The sequence below is a fragment of the Kitasatospora sp. NPDC033851 genome, from assembly GCF_055576085.1.
This window is the reverse complement of record NZ_JBVIRL010000019.1, coordinates 1-24,020: the sequence shown is the minus strand read 5'-3', so window position 1 is coordinate 24,020 and position 24,020 is coordinate 1. Positions and strand designations below refer to the sequence as shown.

Annotated in this window: 24 protein-coding genes and 1 tRNA gene; 15 read left to right on the top strand and 10 right to left on the bottom strand. The window is 72.7% G+C overall.

The window, feature by feature from the left end:
- Window positions 1-209 precede the first annotated feature (209 nt).
- On the bottom strand, window positions 210-1,043 hold the full coding sequence (locus ACZ51D_RS30025; RefSeq protein ID WP_465625325.1) for a methyltransferase domain-containing protein: 834 nt from the start codon (window positions 1,041-1,043) through the stop codon (window positions 210-212).
- A gap of 257 nt (window positions 1,044-1,300) precedes the next feature.
- Here ACZ51D_RS30025 and mshA point away from each other — a divergent pair, with 257 nt between their 5' ends.
- Both mshA and ACZ51D_RS30015 read left to right on the top strand, forming a co-directional pair.
- Complete coding sequence (gene mshA, locus ACZ51D_RS30020; protein ID WP_465664010.1) at window positions 1,301-2,674, top strand: D-inositol-3-phosphate glycosyltransferase; 1,374 nt, start codon at window positions 1,301-1,303, stop codon at window positions 2,672-2,674.
- 126 nt (window positions 2,675-2,800) lie between these two features.
- On the top strand, window positions 2,801-3,355 hold the full coding sequence (locus ACZ51D_RS30015) for a type III secretion system chaperone family protein (RefSeq protein ID WP_360495899.1): 555 nt from the start codon (window positions 2,801-2,803) through the stop codon (window positions 3,353-3,355).
- 21 nt (window positions 3,356-3,376) lie between these two features.
- On the opposite strand, the gene ACZ51D_RS30010 is transcribed toward ACZ51D_RS30015, so the two are convergent.
- Window positions 3,377-4,660, bottom strand: a complete 1,284-nt coding sequence (locus ACZ51D_RS30010; RefSeq protein WP_360495896.1) for an MDR family MFS transporter — start codon at window positions 4,658-4,660, stop codon at window positions 3,377-3,379.
- A gap of 152 nt (window positions 4,661-4,812) precedes the next feature.
- Here ACZ51D_RS30010 and ACZ51D_RS30005 point away from each other — a divergent pair, with 152 nt between their 5' ends.
- Both ACZ51D_RS30005 and ACZ51D_RS30000 read left to right on the top strand, forming a co-directional pair.
- Window positions 4,813-5,571, top strand: a complete 759-nt coding sequence (locus ACZ51D_RS30005) for a phosphoglyceromutase (RefSeq protein WP_360495893.1) — start codon at window positions 4,813-4,815, stop codon at window positions 5,569-5,571.
- A gap of 300 nt (window positions 5,572-5,871) precedes the next feature.
- On the top strand, window positions 5,872-6,462 hold the full coding sequence (locus ACZ51D_RS30000) for a lytic polysaccharide monooxygenase auxiliary activity family 9 protein (protein ID WP_465664009.1): 591 nt from the start codon (window positions 5,872-5,874) through the stop codon (window positions 6,460-6,462).
- A gap of 85 nt (window positions 6,463-6,547) precedes the next feature.
- Here the strand turns inward: ACZ51D_RS30000 and ACZ51D_RS29995 are convergent, their stop codons facing one another.
- Together ACZ51D_RS29995 and phoU are read right to left on the bottom strand one after the other, a co-directional pair.
- On the bottom strand, window positions 6,548-6,727 hold the full coding sequence (locus ACZ51D_RS29995) for a hypothetical protein (RefSeq protein WP_350521682.1): 180 nt from the start codon (window positions 6,725-6,727) through the stop codon (window positions 6,548-6,550).
- A 178-nt stretch (window positions 6,728-6,905) separates the two neighbouring features.
- Window positions 6,906-7,589 (bottom strand): phosphate signaling complex protein PhoU, encoded by a 684-nt coding sequence (gene phoU / locus ACZ51D_RS29990; RefSeq protein ID WP_360495887.1) that lies wholly within the window; start codon window positions 7,587-7,589, stop codon window positions 6,906-6,908.
- Between the two features lie 306 nt (window positions 7,590-7,895).
- Between phoU and ACZ51D_RS29985 the strand changes: the two genes are divergently transcribed.
- Together ACZ51D_RS29985 and phoP are read left to right on the top strand one after the other, a co-directional pair.
- Window positions 7,896-9,347: a sensor histidine kinase gene (locus ACZ51D_RS29985; protein WP_465664007.1), complete on the top strand. Its 1,452-nt coding sequence runs from the start codon at window positions 7,896-7,898 to the stop codon at window positions 9,345-9,347.
- Between the two features lie 2 nt (window positions 9,348-9,349).
- On the top strand, window positions 9,350-10,045 hold the full coding sequence (gene phoP / locus ACZ51D_RS29980; RefSeq protein ID WP_030061050.1) for a two-component system response regulator PhoP: 696 nt from the start codon (window positions 9,350-9,352) through the stop codon (window positions 10,043-10,045).
- A 109-nt stretch (window positions 10,046-10,154) separates the two neighbouring features.
- Here phoP and ACZ51D_RS29975 read toward each other — a convergent pair whose 3' ends face one another.
- Window positions 10,155-10,865, bottom strand: coding sequence for a DUF461 domain-containing protein (locus ACZ51D_RS29975; protein ID WP_465664006.1), 711 nt, complete (start codon window positions 10,863-10,865; stop codon window positions 10,155-10,157).
- Window positions 10,866-11,292: 427 nt separating this feature from the next.
- Here ACZ51D_RS29975 and ACZ51D_RS29970 point away from each other — a divergent pair, with 427 nt between their 5' ends.
- From ACZ51D_RS29970 to ACZ51D_RS29940, 7 genes are all read left to right on the top strand, one after another.
- Window positions 11,293-11,775: a CarD family transcriptional regulator gene (locus tag ACZ51D_RS29970; protein WP_014136563.1), complete on the top strand. Its 483-nt coding sequence runs from the start codon at window positions 11,293-11,295 to the stop codon at window positions 11,773-11,775.
- 344 nt (window positions 11,776-12,119) lie between these two features.
- Complete coding sequence (gene ispD / locus ACZ51D_RS29965) at window positions 12,120-12,845, top strand: 2-C-methyl-D-erythritol 4-phosphate cytidylyltransferase (protein ID WP_360495879.1); 726 nt, start codon at window positions 12,120-12,122, stop codon at window positions 12,843-12,845.
- Window positions 12,835-13,335 carry a 2-C-methyl-D-erythritol 2,4-cyclodiphosphate synthase gene (gene ispF, locus ACZ51D_RS29960; protein WP_465625343.1) on the top strand — a complete coding sequence of 167 codons (501 nt, stop codon included), beginning with the start codon at window positions 12,835-12,837 and terminating at the stop codon, window positions 13,333-13,335. Before ispD ends, ispF begins: the two co-directional genes overlap by 11 nt.
- A gap of 170 nt (window positions 13,336-13,505) precedes the next feature.
- Window positions 13,506-13,901: a PPOX class F420-dependent oxidoreductase gene (locus ACZ51D_RS29955; protein ID WP_360495873.1), complete on the top strand. Its 396-nt coding sequence runs from the start codon at window positions 13,506-13,508 to the stop codon at window positions 13,899-13,901.
- A 95-nt stretch (window positions 13,902-13,996) separates the two neighbouring features.
- Window positions 13,997-15,391 carry a cysteine--tRNA ligase gene (gene cysS / locus ACZ51D_RS29950; RefSeq protein ID WP_465664005.1) on the top strand — a complete coding sequence of 465 codons (1,395 nt, stop codon included), beginning with the start codon at window positions 13,997-13,999 and terminating at the stop codon, window positions 15,389-15,391.
- A gap of 137 nt (window positions 15,392-15,528) precedes the next feature.
- Window positions 15,529-16,521 carry a 23S rRNA (guanosine(2251)-2'-O)-methyltransferase RlmB gene (gene rlmB / locus ACZ51D_RS29945; protein WP_360495867.1) on the top strand — a complete coding sequence of 331 codons (993 nt, stop codon included), beginning with the start codon at window positions 15,529-15,531 and terminating at the stop codon, window positions 16,519-16,521.
- Between the two features lie 168 nt (window positions 16,522-16,689).
- Window positions 16,690-18,357: a DoxX family protein gene (locus tag ACZ51D_RS29940; protein ID WP_465625346.1), complete on the top strand. Its 1,668-nt coding sequence runs from the start codon at window positions 16,690-16,692 to the stop codon at window positions 18,355-18,357.
- A gap of 113 nt (window positions 18,358-18,470) precedes the next feature.
- On the opposite strand, the gene ACZ51D_RS29935 is transcribed toward ACZ51D_RS29940, so the two are convergent.
- The 3 genes from ACZ51D_RS29935 to ACZ51D_RS29925 form a co-directional block, all read right to left on the bottom strand.
- Window positions 18,471-19,307 (bottom strand): nucleotidyltransferase family protein, encoded by an 837-nt coding sequence (locus tag ACZ51D_RS29935; protein WP_360495861.1) that lies wholly within the window; start codon window positions 19,305-19,307, stop codon window positions 18,471-18,473.
- A gap of 45 nt (window positions 19,308-19,352) precedes the next feature.
- Window positions 19,353-19,796 (bottom strand): hypothetical protein, encoded by a 444-nt coding sequence (locus ACZ51D_RS29930; RefSeq protein ID WP_360495858.1) that lies wholly within the window; start codon window positions 19,794-19,796, stop codon window positions 19,353-19,355.
- A 192-nt stretch (window positions 19,797-19,988) separates the two neighbouring features.
- On the bottom strand, window positions 19,989-21,086 hold the full coding sequence (locus ACZ51D_RS29925) for an ABC transporter ATP-binding protein (protein ID WP_465625349.1): 1,098 nt from the start codon (window positions 21,084-21,086) through the stop codon (window positions 19,989-19,991).
- A 282-nt stretch (window positions 21,087-21,368) separates the two neighbouring features.
- Here ACZ51D_RS29925 and ACZ51D_RS29920 point away from each other — a divergent pair.
- A tRNA-Thr gene (locus ACZ51D_RS29920) sits at window positions 21,369-21,442 on the top strand.
- Between the two features lie 208 nt (window positions 21,443-21,650).
- Here the strand turns inward: ACZ51D_RS29920 and ACZ51D_RS29915 are convergent.
- Entirely contained in the window at window positions 21,651-21,824 is a 174-nt protein-coding gene (locus ACZ51D_RS29915) for a hypothetical protein (protein ID WP_465664003.1), read from the bottom strand.
- Between the two features lie 163 nt (window positions 21,825-21,987).
- Here ACZ51D_RS29915 and ACZ51D_RS29910 point away from each other — a divergent pair, with 163 nt between their 5' ends.
- Window positions 21,988-23,742, top strand: a complete 1,755-nt coding sequence (locus tag ACZ51D_RS29910; RefSeq protein WP_465625393.1) for an RICIN domain-containing protein — start codon at window positions 21,988-21,990, stop codon at window positions 23,740-23,742.
- 111 nt (window positions 23,743-23,853) lie between these two features.
- Here ACZ51D_RS29910 and ACZ51D_RS29905 read toward each other — a convergent pair.
- Window positions 23,854-24,020, bottom strand: a 167-nt coding sequence (locus ACZ51D_RS29905; protein WP_465664060.1) for a non-reducing end alpha-L-arabinofuranosidase family hydrolase, incomplete at its 5' end; no start/stop codon positions are given.

Below are 24,020 nucleotides of genomic sequence, written 5' to 3'. Positions count from 1 at the left end.
CGAGCGGCGTGTGGTGTCGCCGCTCGGTCGCGTCCATCGTCGCGTGACGGGGCGTCAACACGCCAGAGATATTCGATAACTCGTTCGAGTGAATGCGTCGGGTCGCTCACCAGCTCCCGCCCGAACCGCCCGTCCCGCCCGTCCCGCTCGTGCCGCCGGTACCGCCCGCACGGCGGCTCGGGGCGGGCGGCTAGGGCCGTTCCCGCCGGCTACGGCGCGAGCGCCGACCAGGGCACCGTGACCTCGCCCTGCCGCCACCGCCCGCGCGCGTCCACCAGCGGCCAGCTGCCCGCCAGCGCCGTGCAGGCCGCGACCCAGCGCTGCCGCGCCCCGAACGCCCCGTACGGCGCGGCCGCCGCCCAGGCCCGGTCGAAGTCGGCCAGGAAGGCGTGCACCGGCCGCCCCGGCACGTTGTGGTGGATCAGCGCCTTCGGCAGCCGTTCGGCGAGGTCGGAGGGCTGTTCCAGGCCGCCCAGCCGGGCCGCGAAGGTCACCGTCCGGGGCCCCTCCGGGCCGAGCGCGACCCAGACGTGCCGTCGCCCGATCTCGTCGCAGGTGCCCTCGACCAGCAGTCCGTCCGGGGCGAGCCGCGCGCACAGCCGCTCCCAGACCCCGGCCACCGCCGCCTCGTCGTACTGCCGCAGCACGTTGGCCGCCCGGATCAGCCGGGCCGGCGCGCCGCCGTCCAGCGGTACTTCGAAGCCGCCGCGCCGGAAGGTGAGCCGTGGCGGATCGGCGTACGGCAGCGCGGCCGCGACCCGCTCCGGTTCGATCTCGATCCCGACCACGCGGACGTCCGGCCGCACCGCGCGCAGCCGCGCGGCGAGCTCGACGGCCGTCCACGGCGCGGCGCCGTAGCCGAGGTCCACCGCCACCGGGGGGAGCTCGGCGGCGCGCAGCGCGCGGCCGAGGGTGTGGGCGATCCAGCGGTCCATCCGGCGCAGCCGGTTGGTGTTGGTGGTGCCCCGGGTGACGGTCCCCACCGGGCGTCCGGTCCGCCCACGGGAGGGCGCGGCGGTCGCGGGGTCGAAGGAGGCAGCCATGCCCAGAAGGGTAGTCGGGGCGCCGGCGGCACCGTGCTGACCTGGGACGATGCCGGCCCGCCCGACCCGTGCGCCGGACAGGCGAGGCCCGTGCGCCGAGCCGGCGATGTTCGTGGGCCGGGCCGGGAATGCCGAACGCCGCCCGCGTGGTTGGCACACTGGCGGTGATGTGTGCCAACCACGGGCAGCGCACACCGGACAACGGGCGGCCCGGCGCGGACCGCCTAGACGGGCCGCACAGAGGAGGCTTCAGCCAGGTGATCCAGCACCCCGCCCGGTCGGTACGCCGTGCCCAGTCGGCCGTGCCCGCGCGAGGCCGGCTCCAGTCGCTCGTCCCGGGCCGCCGCCGCCCGCGCCGGATAGCGATGCTGAGCGTCCACACCTCGCCGTTGCACCAGCCCGGCACCGGGGACGCCGGCGGGATGAACGTCTACATCGTCGAGCTGGCGAAGCGCCTGGCCGACCTCAACATCGAGGTCGAGGTGTTCACCCGGGCGATCTGTTCGGACGACGCCCCGACGGTCGAGCTGGCCCCGGGGGTGCTGGTCCGCCACGTCACCGCTGGCCCGTACGAGGGCCTGGTCAAGGAGGACCTGCCGGCCCAGCTGTGTGCCTTCACCCACGGGGTGCTGCGGACGGAGGCGGGCCACCGCCCCGGCCACTACGACCTGGTGCACTCGCACTACTGGCTCTCCGGGCAGGTCGGCTGGCTGGCCGCGCAGCGCTGGGGGGTGCCGCTGGTGCACACCATGCACACGATGGCGAAGGTCAAGAACGCCGCGCTGGCCGAGGGCGACACGCCCGAGCCCGCGGCCCGGGTGATCGGCGAGACCCAGGTGGTGGAGGCGGCCGACCGGCTGATCGCCAACACCACCGAGGAGGCCGCCGAGCTGGCTCTGCACTACGCCGCCCGGCCGGACCAGCTGGCCGTCGTCCACCCCGGGGTCAACCTGGACGTCTTCCGCCCCGACGGAGCGCGGCCAACGGCCGCCGCCCGGGCCCGCCTGGGCCTGCCGCAGGACGCCGCCGTGCTGCTCTTCGCCGGCCGGATCCAGCCGCTCAAGGCCCCGGACGTGCTGCTGCGGGCGGTCGCCGCGCTGCTGGCCCGCCGCCCCGAGCTGCGCGAGCGCCTGGTGGTGCCGATCGTCGGCGGCCCGTCCGGCACCGGGCTGGCCCGGCCGGAGAGCCTGCACAAGCTCGCCGCCCAGCTCGGCATCTCCGACGTGGTGCGCTTCCACCCGCCGGTCGGCCAGGAGCGGCTCGCCGAGTGGTACCGCGCGGCGACGGCCCTGGTGATGCCCTCGTACAGCGAGTCCTTCGGCCTGGTCGCGCTGGAGGCGCAGGCCTGCGGCACCCCGGTCGTGGCGGCCGCGGTCGGCGGCTTGCCGGTCGCGGTGCGGGACGGCGAGACCGGCAGCCTGGTGCGCGGCCACGACCCGCTGGACTGGTCGCACGCGCTGGAGCCGTACGTCACCGACCCGGCGCTGGTGGCCCGGCGCGGTGCGGCGGCGGCCCGGCACGCGGCCGCTTTCGGCTGGGACACCGCCGCGGCGACCACCGCCGAGGTGTACGCCGGCAGCCTGGCCCGCCCGGCCGGTCGGCTGGCCGCCGCCCGGCGCCGGCTGACCTGAGGCCGCGTACGGCGGGCCTGAGGTCGCGTGCCGACCGACCTGAGGGCCGCGTACGGCGGGCCTGAGGCCGCGTACCGAGCGACCTGAGGCTGCGCCGGGCCGGTACCGCCGAGTAACGTCGCCTCCATGGCAATCCGCACCAAGGACGAGGCCCTGACCCTCCTGCGCACCGCCCTGGACGACGCCGGGGTGGCCTGGGAGCCGGCCGCCACCGACCCGTACACGCTGGTGGCGACCCTCCCGGGCACCCGGAAGCTGAGCACCCCCTGCGCCCTGCGGGTCGGCGACCACACCCTCTCGGTGAACGCCTTCGTGATCCGCCGCCCCGACGAGAACCACGAGGCCGTCTACCGCCGCCTGCTGGAGCGCAACACCAAGCTGTACGGCGTGGCGTACGCGATCGACGCGCTCGGCGACGTCTACCTGGCCGGCCGGCTGCCGCTGGAGGCGCTCACCCCGGCGGTCGTGGACCGGCTGCTCGGGACGGTGCTGGAGAACGCGGACGAGCCGTTCAACACCCTGCTGGAGCTGGGCTTCGCCTCGGCGATCCGGCGCGAGTGGGAGTGGCGGACCAAGCGCGGGGAGTCCACCCGCAACCTGGCCGCCTTCGCCCATCTGGCCGCCCCGGCCGAGGCCCCGGACGAGGCCGCAGCCCCGGACGACGCTCCGGCCGCCGGCTGACGGCGGACCGGTCGCGGACGCTCAGGCGCCCGCCGGAGCCTTCTCGGGCTCCGCCGTGGGCGCCGACACCACGACGGTCCCGGCGGGTCCGGTGCCCTTCGCGGCGCCGGTCCGCTTGCCCAGCAGCGCGTACCCGACCGCGGCGACCGTGCCGCAGATTCCGCACGCGCCCCACAGCGTCCCGCTGCCGGCCCGCTCCAGGAGCACGCCGCCGACGGCGGGGCCGACGAACGAGGCGAGCGACCAGGAGAGTGAGTAGACGCCCTGGTAGCGCCCGCGGGCATGGGTCGGCGACAGCTCGGCGACCAGGCCCATCAGGGTCGGCGTGTAGAGGATCTCCCCGACCGTCCAGACCGCCACGGTGAGGGCGTAGAGCCAGGCGGACGACCCGGCCAGGGCCGTCAGCCCGAATCCCCAGCCGATGAACAGCGCGGCCGCGACCAGCATGGCCGACCGGCTGCGGTTCTCGACCCACCGGGTGAGCGGGATCTGCAGCACCACGATCAGCAGCCCGTTCAGGCCGATGACCAGGCCGTACTCGGTGGAGGTGATCCCCCACCGGCCCATGTCCACGGCGAGGGTGGTCGACCCCTGCTGGAGCACCAGGGCGAGCAGCAGGGTGAGCCCGACCACGGCCATGAAGCGGCGGTCGCGGAACACCGTGCCGAGGCCGACCGCGGGCCCGTCGGCCTTCGCCGCCGGTTCGTCGGGCTTCGTCTCCGGGATCCTGACGAAGATCACCACGGCGCAGAGCACCGTGGACAGCGCGTCCAGCAGGAAGAGCGTGAGGTAGCCGTGGGTGGCGATCAGGCCGGCGACCGCCGAGGAGAGGCCGAAGCCGAGGTTGATCGCCCAGAAGTTCAGCGAGTAGGCGCGGACCCGGTCGGCGGCCGGGACGATGTCCGCGATGATCGCCGAGATTGCCGGCCGGGTGGCGTTGTTGCAGAAGCCCACCAGGAAGGCGACCACCGCGATCGCCACCCGGCCGTCCGTGAAGCCGAGTACGGCGGTGAACAGCGCGGTGCCGAGCTGGGCGGCGAGCAGGGTCGGGCGGCGCCCGATCCGGTCGGTGAGCACCCCGGCGACGATCGCGGAGGCCGCCGAGCCGAGGCCGAACAGGGAGGCGACCAGGCCCGCGTAGGAGGCCGAGTACCCCCGGCTGCTGGTGAGGTAGAGCGCCAGGAAGGTGACCACGAAGGCGCCGAGCCGGTTGACCAGCGTCGAGACCCAGAGCCACCAGAACTGGCGTGGCAGGCCGCCCGCCGTCTCGCTCACCATTCTTCGGAACCGGGCGGCGTCGAGCATGTGGGGGCTCCCGAGGGCAGGCGTCCGCTGAGCGGCGCGGGCAGGCCCCGAATCAGCCGACGCATGTAAGTGGCAGATATACGCGGCACACGTTACACAGCGGTCGAAGGTCCCCACCAGGGGTTTTCGGGCCCTCCACTAAGCTGGGGCCCATGGCTGACACGACGTACCGACTCATCCTGCTCCGCCACGGCGAGAGCCAGTGGAACCAGAAGAACCTGTTCACCGGTTGGGTCGACGTCGACCTCAACGAGAAGGGCGAGAAGGAGGCCGCTCGCGGTGGCGAGCTCCTGGCCGCCGAGGGCCTGCTCCCCGATGTGGTGCACACCTCACTCCTGCGTCGCGCCATCCGTACCTCGCAGATCGCCCTGGACAAGGCCGACCGCCACTGGATCCCGGTCAACCGCAGCTGGCGCCTGAACGAGCGCCACTACGGCGCGCTGCAGGGCAAGGACAAGGCCCAGACCCTGGCCGAGTTCGGCGACGAGCAGTTCCAGCTGTGGCGCCGCTCGTACGACACCCCGCCGCCGGTGCTGGCCGACGACTCCGAGTACTCGCAGGCCGGTGACGCCCGCTACGCCGAGATCCCGAGCGAGCTGCGTCCGCGCACCGAGTGCCTGAAGGACGTCGTCGACCGGATGCTCCCGTACTGGTACGACGCCATCGTCCCGGACCTCGCCTCCGGCCGGACCGTCCTGGTCACCGCCCACGGCAACAGCCTGCGCGCGCTGGTCAAGCACCTCGACGGCATCTCCGACGAGGCCATCGCCGGCCTGAACATCCCCACCGGCATCCCGCTGGTGTACGAGCTGGACGCCGACTTCAAGCCCGTCGCCAAGGGCGGCCGCTACCTCGACCCGGACGCCGCCGCCGCGGCCATCGAGGCGGTCAAGAACCAGGGCAAGAAGTAAGCGCGAGAAGTAAGCGCGAGAAGTAGTAAGTCCGACCGGGCGAGCAGCAAGCCCGGGGACGAGAAGGCCCCGCCACCGGTTCGCCGGTAGTGGGGCCTTTTCATTCAACCGGCTTGTCGGGCAGGCCAGTTGGGCGGAGCTGAAAGTGGTTCAGACCATTGACGGGCAGTGGCGGCGGCTCCTACCGTGAGGGCACCGGGCAGGCGCGGGCATGCCATGGATCTCCCCGTCCGGGCCCGCACCCCCACGTGCGTGTCCGCGCCCCGGCGCACTCTCCATCCACCCCCACGGAGGAGCACCATGCGCACACGTCACATCGTCGGGGCGGCGGTCGCCGCGCTGGCGATCCCGCTCACCTTCGCCTTCCCGGCGTCGTCACACGGGTACATCACGACCCCGCCCAGCCGGGCCGCGCTCTGCGCCGTGGACACGGTTCCCTGGGACTGCGGTGAGATCCAGTGGGAGCCGCAGAGCGTCGAGGGTCCGAAGGGCTTCCCCGCCGGCGGCCCGTCCGACGGCACCATCTGCGCCGGCGGCAACGCGCGCTTCGCCGAGCTGGACGACCCGCACGGCGGCGCCTGGCCGACCACGCCGGTGACCGCGGGTCGGCAGCTCACCTTCACCTGGAGGTTCACCGCCCGGCACGCGACCACGAACTTCAAGTACTACCTGACCAAGCCGGGCTACGACGCGAGCCGGCCGGTCAGCCGGGCCGACCTGGAGCTGACGCCCTTCCTGACCGTCCCGTACGGCGGGAAGCAGGTGCCGAGCACGCTCAGCCACACCGCGACCGTCCCGAGCGGGCGCACCGGCCACCAGGTGATCGTCGCGGTCTGGGAGATCGCCGACACCGGGAACGCCTTCTACTCCTGCACCGACGTCACGTTCTGACGTCACGTTCCGAGGTCCGGCGCGGGCCCGGCCGGGGCTGCCGGGTGCACGGCCGTCTCCCTCGGCGGTCGTGCACCCGAGGCCGTCAGTGGCCGCCGCAGCAGCCGCCGTCCGCGCCGCCGCACTGGCAGGGCGCGCCGGACTGGCAGCCGCAGCCGCAGCCCGGGCCGCAGCCGCAGCCGGCGGCGAGGACGGGCAACAGCTTCGGGGCGGGCGGCTCGACGGTGTCGCGGGCGGGGGCCGGGCGGGTCGGGTTGGCCTTCATCGAGCTGTTCCCTCCGTGAAGCGGGCACACTCCGGCGCCCGATACTTCGAGTGAAACCGCCGAACGGAGGGAGCGTCAACGGGCGCGCAGTGGTGGGACGTACGGAGAACCGTGCGCCCGCACCACCGTCGCCACAGGTTTACTCACCCCTCGGGGGGAGCGGCCGTCGGAACGGAGCTCACTCCGCCGCCGCGCCGGCCTCGGTGGCGGCCACGAACTCGGCCACGTGCTCGCCCGTCACCAGGTACACCACGCGCTTGGCGACCGACACCGCGTGGTCCGCGAAGCGCTCGTAGTAGCGGCCGACCAGGGTGATGTCGACGGCGGTCTCGATGCCGTGGTGCCAGCGCTCGTCGATCAGGTGCGACAGCAGCTCGCGGTGCAGGGTGTCGATGGCGTCGTCGTCCTGCTCCATCTCCAGGGCCTTGTCGACGTCCTTGGTGGCGATCACCAGACCGGCCTTGGCCACCAGGCGCTGGGCGAGCTGGCCCATCTCCAGGACGGTGGAGTGCAGGTCGCGCGGCACGGCCGTGTCGGGGTAGCGCATCCGCGCGACCTTGGCGACGTGCCGGGCGAGGTCGCCACAGCGCTCCAGGTCGGCGCTCATCCGCAGCGAGGTGACGACGATGCGCAGGTCGGTGGCGACCGGCTGCTGCCGGGCGAGCAGGTCGATCGCCCGGTTCTCCAGCTCGTGGTGCAGGTCGTTGATCTTCTCGTCGGCGGCGATCACGTTCTCCGCCAGCGCCAGGTCCGCGTCGAGGAGGGCAGTGGTGGCGCGGCCGAGGGCAGAGCCGACCAGCCGGGCCATCTCGACCAGGTTGTCGCCGATGGCATCGAGTTCCTCGTGGTACGCGTCGCGCATGTTCTCTCCTCAGTAGCTGTGTCGGTGGCGGTGCCGACCGGCCGGCCCGTCCGACCGTCGTTCCGGCGTCCGGGTGACCGCTGCTGGTGGCGCGCATCGTACGCGCACACCCGAGCCGGCGCCCGCTGTTCGGCACACCGGTCTCTCCCACACGGGCTGCCCGGCCAACTTTCCGCTGCCAGGGCGACGGTGTTCGGCCGCTACGGTGAATCGGCAGCCACATGAAGGTGAATTCTCGGCAACGTGCGGTCGATGCCTTGATCCAGCCCTTGGGGAGTGCCCTGGCCGTGCGCTTACGCTGGCCACATGGACGTGAACGTGGCCGCCGCCGCTGCCTGCGCCATTGCCGGGCTCGGCGTCGGCCTCACCGCCTCCATCGCCTTCCGTTGGAGCGAGCGCGAGCAGGCCAAGGGCAAGCACAGCGGCACCAGCGGCAGAAACCACAGCCGGCACCAGGCACTGGGCACCGGCAACCCCGAGCCGCCCCTGCCGCCGGGGGTCGACACCGTGCTCTCCGTGCTGCGCTCCTGCGCGATCGTGCTGGGCGAGGGCGACGAGGTGGTCAAGGCCAGCTCGGCGGCGTACGCGATGGGCCTGGTGCGTGGTGGCGCGGTCGCCGTGGACCAGATGCTCGCGCTGGCCCGCGCCACCCGCCGGGACGGCGAGATCCGCCAGGTCGAGCTGGAGGTGCCCCGTCCGGGCGCGGCCCGCGCGGTCGAGCCGCTCGCGGTCTCCGTCCGGGTCGCCCCGCTGGGCTCCCGGCTGGTGCTGGTGCTGGTCGAGGACCAGACCGAGCGGCGCCGGGTGGAGGCCGTCCGCCGGGACTTCGTGGCCAACGTCAGCCATGAGCTCAAGACCCCGGTCGGCGCCCTGTCGCTGCTCTCCGAGGCGGTCGCCGACGCGTCCGACGACCCGGAGGCGGTGCAGCGCTTCGCCGGCCGGATGCAGGTCGAGGCGACGAGGCTGGCCAGCCTCGTCCAGGAGATCATCGACCTCTCCCGGGTCCAGGACGACCGGCTGATGGTCGACCCGGAGCCGGTCGCGGTGGACGAGCTGATCGCCGAGGCGATCGACCGCTGCCGCCAGCAGGCCGCCGCCAAGCAGATCCTCATCGCCGCGGGCGGCATCGCCGGCCTCTACCTGCACGGCAACCGCGGCCAGCTCGCCGCCGCGCTCGGCAACCTGGTCGAGAACGCCGTCAACTACAGCCCGCCCCGCACCCGGGTGGCGATCGCCACCCGCCGGATCTCCAGCGCCGCGGCGCTCGGCGAGGCGGACGGCGAGCTCATCGAGATCTCGGTCACCGACCAGGGCATCGGCATCTCCGAGAAGGACCGCGAGCGGGTCTTCGAACGCTTCTACCGCGTCGACCCGGCCCGCTCCCGGGCCACCGGCGGCACCGGCCTCGGCCTCTCCATCGTCAAGCACGTCGCCGCCTCGCACGGCGGCACGGTGTCGGTGTGGAGCGTCGAGGGACAGGGGTCGACCTTCACCGTCCGCCTGCCCGCCGGACTGGCGCCCGTCGACGACGAGCCGGACGACGACCCCGACGCCACCGAGCACGACCCCGACGCCACCGAGCGCGACCCCGACATGACCGGCCACGACCGGGACGCGACCGGCCACGAGCCGGACGCCGCCGGGCCCGCCGCGACACCCCGAACCCTCACCACGAACCGCACGAACCGTTCGCTCCCCGCTCGGGAGCGGGAACCACACCTGTCAGACACAACCCCTCAGCTTGCCCCGGAGGCCTGATCGTGACCCGAGTACTGGTGGTCGAGGACGAGGAGTCGTTCAGCGACGCCCTCTCGTACATGCTTCGCAAGGAGGGCTTCGAGGTGGCCGTCGCCGCCACCGGCCCCGACGCGCTGGAGCAGTTCGAACGCAACGGTGCCGACCTCGTCCTGCTCGACCTGATGCTGCCGGGCCTGCCCGGCACCGAGGTCTGCCGCCAGCTCCGGGTGCGGTCCAACGTCCCGGTGATCATGGTGACCGCCAAGGACAGCGAGATCGACAAGGTCGTCGGGCTGGAGATAGGCGCTGACGACTACGTCACCAAGCCGTACTCCACCCGGGAGCTGGTCGCCCGGATCCGCGCGGTGCTGCGCCGCCGCGGCGAGGACGGTGGCGCGGGCGAGAACGGCGGCGGCCCGGGCGCCCTGGAGGCGGGCCCGGTCCGGATGGATGTGGACCGGCACGTGGTGACCGTGGACGGCGCCAAGGTCGACCTGCCGCTCAAGGAGTTCGACCTGCTGGAGATGCTGCTGCGCAACGCGGGCCGGGTGCTCACCCGCATGCAGCTGATCGACCGGGTCTGGGGCGCGGACTACGTCGGCGACACCAAGACCCTGGACGTCCACGTGAAGCGCCTGCGGGCCAAGATCGAGCCGGACCCGGGTGCGCCGCGCTACCTGGTCACCGTCCGCGGCCTGGGCTACAAGTTCGAGCCGTAAACCGTAGGGACTCCGCCCACGCGGAAGGCCCCCGCCGGCCGGAGCCGGAGGGGGCCTTCGCGTTGCCTCCGGCAGGCCCGGGCGGGCCCGCCGGAGGCGGTGTGCGGCGTCAGTGGGCGGCCGGGACCGCCGGGGTGGTGGCGCCGGCCGGGACGGCCGCGCCGGTGGCCGTGGCGCCCGGGGTGGCCGTGGCGCCCGGAGTGGCCGTGGCGCCCGGAGTGGTGGTGGCACCGGGGGTGGCGGCACCGGAGGTCGGGGCGGTGGCGGCGGGGGAGCCGCTCTTGACGGGCGTGGCGCTCGCCGAGGGGGTCGGGCCGAAGCCCTTGTACAGGCCCTTGCCGTCCGGGCTCACGCCGGCCTGGGCGTCGACCTTCCGGCCGTCCTTGAACGTGAAGGTCGTGGGGGCGAAACCGCCGACGTGGACAGAAGCGGCGGCGACGGCGGCGGTCGGGTTGCCCTGACCGCCGATCGCCACCGCGCCGCCGGCCGGGATGACGATGCTGGTCAGCGGGGCACCGGCGGCGTCCGCGAAGGACGCGGCGGAGGTGCCGACGGTGATGGACTGCAGCTCGGCCGGGATCTCCGCGGTGTTCGCGATGTTCACGACCACGTTGGCGGGCCCGGTGTAGTCGCCCGAGGTGCCCTCCCCGGTGACGATCACGATGTTGTTCAGTCGAAGGTTCGTCCCGAGGGTTGCCGCCGCGTTGTCGGGCTTGATCTGCAGGGTGTCCGGCGTATTGCCTGCAGCGCAGGAGGACAGCGAGGCGATGGCGATGGCGGCGATTGCGGCGATGCTGCCGCGTCGAAGGCTGCGGCTCACGGCGGCGGCTTCTCCTAAGTCACGTGTCGGTAGGTCAGGTCTCAGATTATCGACCTCACTTATGCGCTCCTCACGGGGTGGTCCCCGTGTCGCACTCCCGGGGGCCCCGGAGGGCCGTCCGGCGGTACCTCCGCCATGTCCCGGTCACATCGTGGACAAGCTTCGACCAAGATCGAATAACGATTGGGCCGCGACCGGAAAAAGGGTGAAAGCTCAAGATCCAATCATGGCTGCGGGGGTGTTGCGCAAGGGTTTCGTCGAACCCCGGAACCGCCTCCGACCTGCGGGAAGCCCCTCTCGAACATCGGTCGCAGCACGTCATGGGGGTGCTTGTCAAGCCCCGAGACCCGCCCTGACCTGCGAAAACGCCCTTCGGGTGCGCCGAGAAGCGTGTTATTCTGGAAAGCCACGGAAGGGGTCCTGTCACATGACGTTCAAGGTTGGCGACACGGTGGTCTACCCCCATCACGGGGCCGCGCTGATCGAGGCCATCGAAACTCGCCAGATCAAAGGTGTGGACAAGACCTACCTGGTGCTCAAGGTGCAGCAGGGAGACCTGACGCTCCGCGTGCCCGCCGAGAACGCGGAGTTCGTCGGTGTGCGCGATGTAGTCGGCCAGGAGGGTCTGGACCGGGTCTTCGAGGTGCTGCGCGCACCGTACACGGAAGAGCCGACCAACTGGTCCCGTCGCTACAAGGCGAACCTGGAGAAGCTCGCCTCGGGTGACGTTATCAAGGTCGCCGAGGTTGTGCGCGACCTCTGGCGTCGCGAGCGCGAGCGCGGCCTCTCGGCCGGCGAGAAGCGGATGCTCGCGAAGGCGCGCCAGATCCTCGTCAGCGAGCTCGCGCTGGCGGAGAACACCAACGAGGACAAGGCGGAAACGCTGCTCGACGAGGTCCTCGCCTCGTAGCGCACGCGTCACCGCATGCGGTCGGGCTACCGCCCAACGCTCACAGCGCCCGGTGCCGGCGCGCCGCTCCTCGGACGAACTGTCCGGGAGTGGTGCAGTGGCACTTCGGGCGCTGAGGCGTGTCCGGACGACGCCTCCCACCCGAGCCGGTCCAGGCCTGCAAGACCGTTTCTGCACCCGCCCTTTCGCGCATTCCGCGGAGCGCGGACCCTGCAGAACCGTGCGGCGGGCAGCGGACCGTGGTTCTTCGGAAGGGGCCCGGTGCGCCCGCCGGGCACGCCAAGGCCATACCCACTTCGCCGAAGGAGTGAAACCTGAACGCGTCAGCAGCAGTCGCAGCAGCAGTGGTGCCCGCCGCCGGACGCGGTGAGCGGCTGGGGCCGGGGGCCCCGAAGGCCCTGCGGGAGCTCGGCGGTGTGCCGCTCCTGGTGCACGCCGTCAGGGCGCTGGCCCGCAGCCGGGCCGTCGGCCTGGTCGTGGTCGCCGCACCCGCCGACGGGGTGGCCGAGGTGGTCGCCCTGCTGGACAGCCACGGGCTGGACGGCAAGGACATCCGCGTGGTGGCCGGCGGCGCGACCCGCCAGGAGTCGGTCCGGCTGGGCTTGGCCGCGATCCCGGAGGACGTGGAGATCGTCCTGGTGCACGACGCGGCCCGTCCGCTCGTGCCGGTCGAGGTGGTGGACGCCGTCGCGGCCGCCGTCCGGGCCGGGGCGCGGGCCGTGGTGCCCGCGGTGCCGCTGGCCGACACCGTGAAGCGGGTCGAGCCGAACCCGGGCCGACCCGAGCCGGTGCTCGACACGCCCGAGCGGTCCACCCTGCGCGCGGTGCAGACCCCGCAGGGCTTCGATCGCGCCACCCTGGTCGAGGTGCACGCCAAGGCGCTGGCCGAGGAGAGCGCGGGCACCGCCGACGCGCCGCCGGTCACCGACGACGCCGGGCTGGTCGAGCGCTACGGCGGCCAGGTCGTCGTGGTGCCCGGCCACGAGGAGGCGTTCAAGGTCACCCGTCCGCTGGACCTCGTGCTCGCCGAGGCCGTACTCGCCCGCCGGAGGGCCGCCGATGCCTACTGACCCGCAGACTCCCGTGATCCCCCGTATCGGGATCGGCACCGACGTGCACGCCTTCGAGCCCGGCCGCCCGCTCTGGGTGGCCGGACTGGAGTGGCCGGACGCCGAGGTCGGGCTCTCCGGGCACTCGGACGCCGACGTCGCCGCGCACGCCGCCTGCGACGCGCTGTTCTCGGCGGCCGGGATCGGCGACCTGGGCGCGCACTTCGGCACCGACCGTCCGGAGTGGGCGGGCGCCGCCGGGGTGAAGCTGCTCGGCGAGGCCGCCCGGCTGGTCCGCGAGGCGGGCTTCGAGATCGGCAACATCGCGGTCCAGGTGATCGGCGTCCGACCGAAGATCGGCAAGCGGCGGGCCGAGGCGCAGGCCGCGCTGTCGGAGGCGGCCGGCGCCCCGGTCTCCGTCTCCGGCACCACCACCGACGGGCTGGGCCTGACCGGCCGGGCCGAGGGGCTGGCCGCGATCGCCACCGCCCTGGTGTACGAGCGGCGTTGAGGCCGGCGGTCCGGTGAGGTGAGCGGGCGAGGTGGGCGGGCGAGGAAGAATCCGTTCCTGACGGGTGTTCACCGGGTGCCGCGGGGCCCGAGTCGATACTGTTCGGTTTCGGGCCCGCGCGGGGTTCCCCCCCGGGCCGTTCCCGCCGCCGACGAGATGAGGTTCGCCAGATGACTTCCCAACTCTCCGACCGTGCCAAGGCGTTGATCGACGGCAAGAGCTTCGCCGTGGTCTCCACGATCCAGCCCGACGGCAGCCCCCAGTCCTCGGTGGTCTGGGTCAAGCGGGACGGCGACGACATCCTCTTCTCCACCGTCGAGGGCCGCCGCAAGCACCTCAACCTGGTGCGGGACCCGCGCGTCTCGATCCTGCTCAACCCCGCGGACAGCCCGTACGAGTACCTGGAGGCGCGCGGGGAGATCACCATGACCACCGAGGGCGGCCGCGAGCTGATCGACGAGCTGGCCGCCAAGTACCGCGGGGTGGACAAGTACACCTGGGACGGCCCGGACGACGTCCGGGTGGTGGTGCGGCTCACGCCGCGCAAGGTGGTCGGCAGCATCTGACCTTCCGCCCGCGACCTGCCGTTCCCCGGGATCACGGCACCGTTGTCCCGGGGAATGTAGCGGGGCACCCCCCACCGCCCACTACGCTTGACGCTGTGAGCATTCGTCTGTACGACACCAGCACCCGCCAGGTACGCGACTTCGTCCCGCTTGTACCGGGTTGTGTCTCGATCTACCTGTGCGGCGCTACCGTCCAGTCGGCGCCTCACATCGGGCACATCCGGTCCGGCCTCAACTTCGACATCATGCAGCGGTGGTTCGCCCACCGCGGCTACCAGGTGACCTTCGCCCGGAACGTCACCGACATCGACGACAAGATCATCGCCAAGGAGCGCGAGCTCGGCACGCCGTGGTGGCAGATCGCCTACGAGAACGAGCGCGCCTTCAACGACGGCTACAACGCCCTCGGCTGCCTGCCGCCGACCGTCGAACCGCGGGCCACCGGGCACATCCCCGAGATGGTCGAGATGATGCAGGGGCTCATCGAGAAGGGCCACGCCTACGCGGCCGACGGCAACGTCTACTTCGACGTGAAGTCCTACCCGGACTACCTCGCGCTCTCCAACCAGAAGCTCGAGGACCTGCGCCAGCCGAGCGGCGACGGCGAGACCGGCAAGCGGGACCAGCGCGACTTCGCGATGTGGAAGGCCACCAAGCCGGGCGAGCCCAGCTGGGAGACCCCGTGGGGCCGCGGCCGTCCGGGCTGGCACCTGGAGTGCTCGGCGATGGTCCACAAGTACCTGGGCCCAGCCTTCGACATCCACGGCGGCGGGCTGGACCTGATCTTCCCGCACCACGAGAACGAGATCGCCCAGTCCAAGGCCTACGGCGACGGCTTCGCCAACTTCTGGGTGCACAATGCCTGGGTCACCATGGCCGGCGAGAAGATGAGCAAGTCGCTCGGCAACTCGGTGCTGGTCTCCGAGATGATCCGCGCGTGGCGGCCGATCGTGCTCCGGTACTACCTGGCGGCCCCGCACTACCGCTCGATGATCGAGTACAGCGAGGAGTCGCTGCGCGAGGCCGAGGCCGGGTTCGCCCGGATCGAGGGTTTCATCCAGCGCGCCGTCGAGCGCTGCGGCACGGTCGACGCGGCGCCCGAGGTGCCGCCGGCCTTCGCCGAGGCGATGGACGACGACTTCGGCGTTCCGCAGGCGCTGGCCGTCGTGCACACCGCCGTCCGCCAGGGCAACAGCGCCCTGAACGCGGACGACAAGGAGAGCGTGGTGGCGCGACTGGCCGAGGTCCGTGCGATGCTCGGAGTACTGGGCCTCGACCCGCTCGACCCGCACTGGGCCGGGACGGAGCGCGGCGAGGACCTCCACGGTGTGGTCGACTCGCTGGTCCGCCTGGTCCTGGACCAGCGGCAGGCGGCGCGCGAGCGCAAGGACTTCGCCACCGCGGATGCCATCCGCGACCAGCTCGGCCTGGCCGGGCTGGCGATCGAGGACACCCCGTCCGGCCCGCGCTGGACGATCAACAACCAGTAACCCCATCCGACGATCGGGGTGATGGGTGGGCCGTACCGGACCGGTGCGGCCCTCCCGCATGACGTAGCGCATGCCGTCGGCCGCCGCCGGACAGAACGGGGCGGCCGGGGCATGCCGGACAGACAGGAAGTACAGCCATGGCCGGCAACAGCCAGCGCAGGAACCGTCGCAACCCCGGATCGAAGAAGGGTGCGGCTGTCGGTACCGGCGGGCACAGCCGGAAGGCGCTCCAGGGCAAGGGCCCGACCCCGCCCGGGGAGGAGCGCAAGGGCCACCCGAAGCAGCGCGCCGCCAACGCCGCGATCAAGCGCGAGCGGGACGCCAAGGCCCGCGCCGGCATGCGCCGGGCCGGTGCCGGCGGTCGCGGTGGCCGCGGCGGCGCGGGCAGCGCCGAACTGGTCTTCGGCCGCAACTCGGTGGTCGAGGCCCTGAAGGGTGACGTGCCGGCCAACGCGCTGTACGTCCAGCAGTTCATCGACACCGACGACCGGGTCCGCGACGCCTTCCAGGCCGCCAACGACCGCGGCATCCCGCTGATGGAGGCCCCGCGCCCCCAGCTCGACCAGATGACCGGCGGGATGAACCACCAGGGCCTGGTGCTCCAGGTCCCGCCGTACGAGTACGCGCACCCCGAGGACCTGCTGGCGGAGGCCGCCGACGCCGGCCAGGACGCGCTGATCATCGCGCTGGACGGGGTCACCGACTCGCGCAACCTGGGCGCCGTGGTCCGCTCCGCCGCCGCCTTCGGCGCGCACGGCGTGGTCATCCCCGAGCGCCGCGCGGCCGGCATGACCGCCGGTGCCTGGAAGACCTCCTCCGGCGCCGCGGCCCGGCTGCCCGTCGCCCGGGCCACCAACCTGACCCGCACCCTGGAGGCGTACCAGAAGGCCGGCCTGATGGTGGTCGGCCTGGCCGCCGACGGCGAGGCCGAGCTGGGCGACCTGGAGCTGCTGAAGGGTCCCGTGGTGATCGTCGCGGGCAGCGAGGGCAAGGGCCTGTCCCGGCTGGTCTCGGAGACCTGCGACATGCGGGTGCGGATCCCGATGTCCGGCCTGACCGAGTCGCTGAACGCCGGTGTCGCGGCGGGCATCGTGCTGTACGAGGCCGCCCGGATGCGCGCCAAGCGCTGAGCACGTTTGACGGGCGGGGCGCAGGCGATCTTCCGAATTGCCCGCAACCCGAGTGAAAGGCGATCGGGCCCGACCGGGTCCGATCGCTTTTTTCATGATCACTTCAAGTGTGCGCCGGACATCCACCCGGGAGAGTGTCCTAAGCGGCCGTCACCCGGTTAGACGGGCGTGGACACCAGAACACCTCGGCGCCCCCTGTTCGGCGGCGGCAGCACCGGGATAGACGCGGGCCCGGGCCTCAACACGGTCAAGGTGGAGTCGGACCCGGCGCGGCTCAGCATCACCCAGGCGAGCTTCCGGCTCCGGCTCGGCGCTCCGGTGGCGCCGCTCATCGAGGCTCCGGCCGGACTGCTGTCCACCGGCGCCGCGTTCGGCGACCCGTACGCCAACCAGGGCCTGATCCGCCGTCCGCTGGTCACCCCGCAGGTCGTCGTGCCCGCCTCCGCCGTCCCGGCGCTGGCCGGGGCCGGGGCAGTGGCCGGCGGCGCACCGCGCCGCAAGGGCCGGGTCACCGCCGTCACCTGGACCGGCCAGGCGCCCCCCGGCGACCTCGCGGCCACCCAGCTGCTGGAAGCGGTGCGCCAGGGCGGCGCTCCGGGGCGCGGCGGCGTCGGCCTGGCCGAGGCGGACACCCAGGTGATCCCGTCCCTCGTCGGCGCCCGGACCGTCCCGCGCCAGCCCCGCGAGGGCAACGGCACCGCCACCGACGCGGGCGTCGGCCCGGTCGGCGAGCCGCACGGCTGGACCCCGAGCGGCGAACTGCCCGAGGTCTGCGCCGCCGACGCCGAAGGCAAGCAGCCCTGGTACCCCGGCCGACGGGTCGACCTCGGCCTGGTGCTGCTGCCACTGCGCGCCGTCCTCGGCTCGCTCTCGGTCTACGCCGGGTTCAGCAAGCTGTGCGACCCGGTGTACTTCGACGGCGGCGAGCGCGGCTCGATGATGCGCTGGCTCTCCTCGCTGCACCCCTGGAAGGTCGCCGAGCCGCTGCTGGCCTTCGCCATGGCGCACCCCGTGGGCGCCGGCCTGGTGGTGTCGTTCACCGAGATCGTGGTCGGCGTGCTGACCGTCCTCGGCCTCTGGCAGCGGCTCGCGGCCGGGGCGGCGATGACGCTCTCCGCCGTGCTGCTGTTCACCGTCAGCTGGCGGTCCGTCCCGGTCTACGACACACCCGACCTGATCTTCCTCGCGGCGTGGAGCCCGCTGCTGATCGCCGGGGCGCCGTTCGCCTCGCTCGACGGCCGGCTCAACCTGGAGGCCTGGCGGCGGTTCGGCGCGGACGCGCCCGGGGCACTGCGCCGCCGGGTGCTGCGCCGGGGCACGGTGGTCACCACGGTCGTCGTCGGCCTGACCCTGCTGCTCGGCTCGATGCTCGGCGCCGCCGTCCGCACCGGCGCCCGCGCGCACCAGGCGCCGACCCGCCCGGCCACCGACTACGGCACCCCGGTGTGGCCGGCCGGCGGCCCGTCCGGCGCCCCGGCCGGCAAGGCCCCGTCCACCTCGCCCTCGCCCGCCGCCCCGCGCCCGGCCACCCCGACGCCGAGCGCCACCGCGCCGGCCACCAAGCCGGCCACCCCGACGCCGAGCGGCAAGACACACTCCGGCAGGGCGGAGACCGGGACGGGCGCCTCCCCGGCACCCGCCGCCCCGTCCGCCGGGTCCGGCGGCTCCGCGCCCGTCCAGCGCAGCACCCCGGGCCCCGGCGGCTCGGGCTCGGCGCCCAAGTCCAGTCCGAGCTCCGGCGCCGGGCTGCTCGGCGGGGTGCTGGGCAGCGCGCCGCTGGCCGACCTGTCCGGCGACGGCCGCGCCTCCCGCCCGGGGGCCCCGACCGCGACCTGAGGCCCCGGTCACGCCGGGGGGGGGGGGGGGGGGGGGGGGGGGGGGGCCCCCCCCCCCCCCCCCGGCGTTTCGTGGCGCCGCCGTTGTCGCGCCCTGGTTGCTGAAGGCCGTTGCTACTGGGGCGCGCGGCCGGCGCCGGCCGCGAGCTCCTTGGCCGCCTCGGTGAGGTCCTTGGCGGTGTCGATCGCGCGCCAGTACACGCCCTGCGGCAGCTGGTAGCCCGCCAGCCGCTTGCTGCGGGCGAGTTGGGGGAAGGTCGTGCGCTCGTGGTCGCCCACGTCCGGCAGCAGCTCGGCGAACTCCGGGCTGAACACGTACAGGCCGGCGTTGATCAGGAAGGGCGAGGGCGGCGCCTCGATGAAGTCCAGCACGTTGCCGAACTGGTCGGTCTCCACGGCGCCCCACGGGATCCGCGGCCGGGCCAGCGCGAGCGTCGCGACGGCGTCCCGCTCGTGGTGGAAGGCCGCCATGTCGCGCAGGCTGAAGCGGGTCCAGATGTCGCCGTTCGTGGCGTACCAGGGCTCGTCCGAGCGGGGCAGCGCCTTGGCCGCGTACTTGAGCCCGCCGCCGCGCCCGAGCGGCTCCGCCTCGACCACCGTACGCACCCGCAGCGGCAGGTCCGCCTTGTCCAGCCACTCCTCCAGCACGTCGGCGAGGTGCCCGCAGGAGACCACGACATCGGTGACGCCCTCGGCGGCGAGCCAGGCCAGCTGGTGCCCGAGGATCGGCGTACCCGTCCCCGGGATCTCGACCAGCGGCTTCGGGCGGTCGTCCGTGTAGGGGCGCAGCCGGGAGCCCTGGCCGCCGGCCAGGATGACGGCCTGGGTGACCGGCGTCGAGGTCGGCCGGGGTGGGTGCGGCTGCGGGGAGTTCGCGGACTGGAGGGAGTTCGCGGACTGGGGGGAGCTCGGGGACGTGAGGTCGGCGGTGGGGCCGGAGTCAGCGGTCATGTCTGAACAATAGGGCCGCCGCTCCGGCCACGGACCGGACGAGCGTCAACCCACCACGCCCGCCGCGAACGCCCCGTCGCAGACCGGGCGGGCGAAGGAACGGGCCCGCTGGACGTCGCCCTGGTACTTGCGCACCGCCGCCTTGCCCAGTTCGGTGGCCAGCGAGGTGCAGTACGGCGTCAGCGAGGGCTGCTCGCGCATCGAGCGCTCCAGCAGGTCCAGCGCGGCGGACGGGTTCTTCGCCCGTAGCTCGTCCAGCAGGGCCACCCGCAGGGACTCCTGCGGGGCGAGCCCGTCGGCGGTCTTGGCCGCGGTGGTGGAGCGTCCGATCCCGGCGCCGTCGCCGCTGGACGCCGCCACCACCTGCTGGTCTAGCCCGGTCGGCGGGGCCCACGGGACCCGGGTCACGGCGAGGGTGCCGGTGGTCACCAGGACGACCGGCAGGGTCAGGGCGACGGTCTGGCCGATACGGCGCACAAGCTGCTTCACCCTCAGGAGAGTAGCGGTGGGTACGGGCCGGATCGCCCTCCGTTACACCATCGAGTGACACGGTGTCCGGGTTCGTCCCCACGTCGTGTTGACGCGGGGGTGTACGGACGGAGCCCGCCGGACCGGGGAGGGTCCGACGGGCTCCGTCGTGCTCATCAGCCGAGTCGGCAGTTGCCGGCCGGGTCGGCTGCGTCAGTCGCAGACGCTCAGGCGCTTGCCGGTGCCGGTCGCGAAGACGTGGGTCTCGTTGGCGATCGGCACCACGTGGATGGTCTCGCCGCGGGCCGGGATCTGGCGGCCGGGCACGCGGACGACCAGGTCCCTGTCCTCGCCGCCGATCTTGGTGGTGCCGTAGACGAAGCCGTCCGAGCCGAGCTCCTCGACCACGTTCACGGTCACCGCGACGCCCTCGATGCCGCCCGCCGGGACGATCTCGAAGTGCTCGGGGCGGACGCCGACGGTCACCGTCTTGTCGGAGCCGGCGCCGGCCAGGTTCTCGCGCGAGATGTTGACGACCGAGCCGCCGAACTTCACGCCGCCGTCGACCAGCGGCACCTCGACCAGGTTCATGGCCGGCGAGCCGATGAAGCCGGCCACGAACAGGTTGGCGGGCTTGTCGTACATGTTGCGCGGGGTGTCGACCTGCTGCAGCAGACCGTCCTTGAGCACCGCGACCCGGTCGCCCATGGTGAGCGCCTCGGTCTGGTCGTGGGTGACGTACACCGTGGTGATGCCCAGACGGCGCTGCAGGCCGGCGATCTGGGTACGGGTCGAGACGCGGAGCTTGGCGTCCAGGTTCGACAGCGGCTCGTCCATCAGGAAGACCTGCGGCTGGCGGACGATCGCCCGGCCCATCGCGACACGCTGGCGCTGACCGCCGGAGAGCGCCTTCGGCTTGCGGTCCAGGTACTCGGTGAGGTCGAGGATCTTCGCGGCCTCCTCGACCTTGGTGCGGATCTCCGACTTGTTCACGCCGGCGATCTTGAGCGCGAAGCCCATGTTCTCGGCGACGGTCATGTGCGGGTAGAGCGCGTAGTTCTGGAACACCATCGCGATGTCCCGGTCCTTCGGCGGCAGGTGGGTGACGTCCCGGTCGCCGATGCGGATCGAGCCCGTGTTGACGTCCTCCAGACCGGCCAGCATGCGCAGGCTGGTCGACTTGCCGCAGCCCGAGGGGCCGACCAGCACGAGGAACTCGCCGTCCGCGATCTCCAGGTCCAGCGCGTCCACGGACGGCTTGTCCGCCCCGGGGTAGATGCGGGTCGCCTGGTCGTACGTGACAGAAGCCATGGTTGTTGCTCTCCTTCACCGGCAGGAACGTGCCGGACGATCCGAGTAAAGGGGTGTGTGCTTGCTCCGTCGCCCCGTCAGTGGTCTGAACCACTACACGAACCGACTCCCGGCGACGCTACCTGCGCTTCCGCGGCTTGTCAGCCCCCACCGACCCGATTTCGGCATCGGTTCCATCACGCCCGCCCCACCCCACCAACCCCCGGATATCCCACCACGCCGCCACCGCGGCCCGGTAGACTGCCCCCGGTGCCGCCGTGATCCCTCGCGGACGGTCACCGTGCCTCCTTAGCTCAGTTGGCCAGAGCACCGCTCTTGTAAAGCGGGGGTCGTCGGTTCGAACCCGACAGGGGGCTCCGAAATGGAAGGCCGCCGATCTGCCCGAAAGGGCAGATCGGCGGCCTTCTTCGCGTCTACGTGGATCTGAGCGACCCCCGCTTCGGCGGGTGGGCGGGGCGAGGATGGTGGCGCGTCGAGCGCGACCTCGTCCCTGTGTTCGGCCGGTACCGTGCGGCGGGCCGGGCGGCCCCCGGTGCCCACCGTCGCCGACCGACTGAGTGGCAGTCAGCTGCTTTCCGCCCTGGCCGCCGCCCCTCCCGGCGAGGTGATCGCCGCCTGGCGCGCGGCCGGGAAGGGATTCTCGCGGGCCGCGGCAACCTTTTCGGGGCCGGTGACAACCAGGTGTCGTCCGGCCGGGTGGTCCGGCCGGAGGAAGCGGCTGAAAGAGAGCACCGACATGTCCCCTCGCCCCTCCACGCCGTCGGAGGCGTCTCCCCCCGGCGACCACGGACGCCGTGGTCGTCCGTCGTTCCGCTCGGCCCTACCGGGTCAGCGGCAGACGCATCGTCGCCGCCGGTTGTACCAGCGTCGGGGTTTCTGGGCGGCCGTCGGCCTTGCTGTCGTGGGCGGCTCCGTGGTCGTGGTCAACACGGCCTCGGCGGGAACCGTGGACGTGGACACGAAGCCCTGGTACATGCTGGTCAACCGCAACAGCGGCGAGGTGCTGGACGGCCTCCGTTACGCCACGAACGACGGTGCTGCGGTGGTGCAGTGGGGCCGTCACGACGGGGCCAACCAGCAGTGGCGGTTCATCGACGCGGGTGACGGGAACTACCGGCTGCAGAACCGCAACTCCGGCAAGGTGCTGGACGACTACGGCTGGTCGAAGACCGCCGGCTCCGGCCTGGTGCAGTGGCGCGACCTGAACGGCGCCAACCAGCAGTTCCACCTGGAGAAGTCGCCGGACGGCTACCTGCGTCTGATCAACCGCTTCAGTGGCATGGCCGTCGAGGTCCAGAGCGGTTCCAAGACCGACGGGGGCCGCGTCGCCCAGTACCACGACTGGGGTGGCGCCAACCAGCAGTGGCTGCTCGTCCCGGTCGGGAACGCCGGCGGCACCGGGAGCGCGGCGGGCTCCGACAGCACCCCCACCCCCAGCACCCCCACCCCCAGCACCCCCAGCCCCGCCGTGCCCACCACGGCTGCCACGCCGGGCGGCGGCACTGCGACAGGCCAGGCTACGAGCGGGACCCGCCCGCCGTCGGCGCCGTCTCCGGCCGCCGGCGGTAGCGGCGCCTCGGCGACACGTTTCATGGGCAGCAGCACGGTGCTCATCGGCGGCTCGATGTCCGACGCCTCGGCGACCGCCGCGCCGTTCGACGTGCGATACGCCTATGTGCACAGCCAGCCCGCGCCCTCGTCGGCCTACTATTCGGCAGCGCTCTGCCAGGCCGCGTGGACGAGCTGGTGGGGCTGCTGGGGCGGCAACACCACGGCGCCCGGCAACTACGTGACCTGGGGCGACACCCATGCGGCCCAGGCGACGTACCAGGGCAAGCCGCGGCCGCAGAAGAACTTCTGGACCTGGTACTCGTTGCGCGACCTCGGGGATGCGGCGGGCCAGGGCGACGGCCCGGGCGAGGTCGTCGCCATCAACAAGGCCGACCTGCTCACCCGCTACATGAACGACTACCGGTTCTTCCTCCAGAAGATCGGCAACAACCACGACATGATCGACATCGAGCCCGACTTCTGGGGCTACGTCCGCTCGCTCGGCAATCCGCACCAGGTCGCCGCGCAGGTCACGGCAGCGAATCCGACGGACTGCGGATCGCAGGAGAACAGCGCCGCCGGACTCGCCGGTTGCCTGATAGCGATGGCGCACAAGTACGCGCCGAACACGGGCGCGGGGTTCCACCTCACCTGCTGGGACTGGCAGACCAACGTCCAGGGATGCGTCAAGGACTACGCGGACCTCGGGGCGAAGAACGCCGACTTCCTGGCCACCGATGTGGTGGACCGCGACGCGGGCTGGTACGCACAGCCGGCGCACGGCGGCCGTGACACCTTCTGGACCGACCAGAAGGCCGCTGCCGCGCTGGGCTTCTACAAGACGATGGCCGAGTCGGTGGGCAAGCCGGTGGTCCTGTGGCAGATCCCCGTGGGCAACATGGCGCAGAACAACACCCTCAACCACTACAAGGACGACAAGGTGGACTGGTTCTTCGCGCACATGGACCAGGTGGCGAACGCGCATATCGCCGGCCTCCTGTTCGGTGCGGGCCAGCAGGAACAGACAGGGGTCGAGTCCGACGGCGGGAACCTGATCAACAAGACGATCGCGTACCACAACTCGGGTGGTACGGCGCTCAAGTAGCCGCACGCAGCCTGTCGGCCCCTTCCCTTCGCCGTGGGCGCCGATGGTCATCTCGCATCAAGGAACCCCAGCCGACGCACGGCTGGGGTTCCTTGATGTGGTGGGTATCGGTCAGTGCTGCAGGGTGAGGAGGCCCGGCCGGTACGGCAGTTGGTCGTAGGGGCCGGTCGCGGTGGGGGACTTGCCCTGGTAGAGGAACTGCAGGTTGCAGGGGTCGATGGTCATGGTCTGGTCGGGGTTGTTGCGGACCAGGTCACCGTGGCTGATGTCGTTGGTCC

What these genes read in the sequence shown, in the direction of transcription:
- ACZ51D_RS30025 (WP_465625325.1), bottom strand. Translation starts at nt 1,043, where the DNA reads ATGGCTGCCTCCTTCGACCCCGCGACCGCCGCGCCCTCCCGTGGGCGG.
- ACZ51D_RS30015 (WP_360495899.1), top strand. Translation starts at nt 2,801, where the DNA reads ATGGCAATCCGCACCAAGGACGAGGCCCTGACCCTCCTGCGCACCGCC.
- ACZ51D_RS30010 (WP_360495896.1), bottom strand. Translation starts at nt 4,660, where the DNA reads ATGCTCGACGCCGCCCGGTTCCGAAGAATGGTGAGCGAGACGGCGGGC.
- ACZ51D_RS30005 (WP_360495893.1), top strand. Translation starts at nt 4,813, where the DNA reads ATGGCTGACACGACGTACCGACTCATCCTGCTCCGCCACGGCGAGAGC.
- ACZ51D_RS30000 (WP_465664009.1), top strand. Translation starts at nt 5,872, where the DNA reads ATGCGCACACGTCACATCGTCGGGGCGGCGGTCGCCGCGCTGGCGATC.
- ACZ51D_RS29995 (WP_350521682.1), bottom strand. Translation starts at nt 6,727, where the DNA reads ATGAAGGCCAACCCGACCCGCCCGGCCCCCGCCCGCGACACCGTCGAG.
- phoU (WP_360495887.1), bottom strand. Translation starts at nt 7,589, where the DNA reads ATGCGCGACGCGTACCACGAGGAACTCGATGCCATCGGCGACAACCTG.
- ACZ51D_RS29985 (WP_465664007.1), top strand. Translation starts at nt 7,896, where the DNA reads ATGGACGTGAACGTGGCCGCCGCCGCTGCCTGCGCCATTGCCGGGCTC.
- ACZ51D_RS29970 (WP_014136563.1), top strand. Translation starts at nt 11,293, where the DNA reads ATGACGTTCAAGGTTGGCGACACGGTGGTCTACCCCCATCACGGGGCC.
- ispF (WP_465625343.1), top strand. Translation starts at nt 12,835, where the DNA reads ATGCCTACTGACCCGCAGACTCCCGTGATCCCCCGTATCGGGATCGGC.
- ACZ51D_RS29955 (WP_360495873.1), top strand. Translation starts at nt 13,506, where the DNA reads ATGACTTCCCAACTCTCCGACCGTGCCAAGGCGTTGATCGACGGCAAG.
- rlmB (WP_360495867.1), top strand. Translation starts at nt 15,529, where the DNA reads ATGGCCGGCAACAGCCAGCGCAGGAACCGTCGCAACCCCGGATCGAAG.
- ACZ51D_RS29935 (WP_360495861.1), bottom strand. Translation starts at nt 19,307, where the DNA reads ATGACCGCTGACTCCGGCCCCACCGCCGACCTCACGTCCCCGAGCTCC.
- ACZ51D_RS29925 (WP_465625349.1), bottom strand. Translation starts at nt 21,086, where the DNA reads ATGGCTTCTGTCACGTACGACCAGGCGACCCGCATCTACCCCGGGGCG.
- ACZ51D_RS29915 (WP_465664003.1), bottom strand. Translation starts at nt 21,824, where the DNA reads ATGTCGGTGCTCTCTTTCAGCCGCTTCCTCCGGCCGGACCACCCGGCC.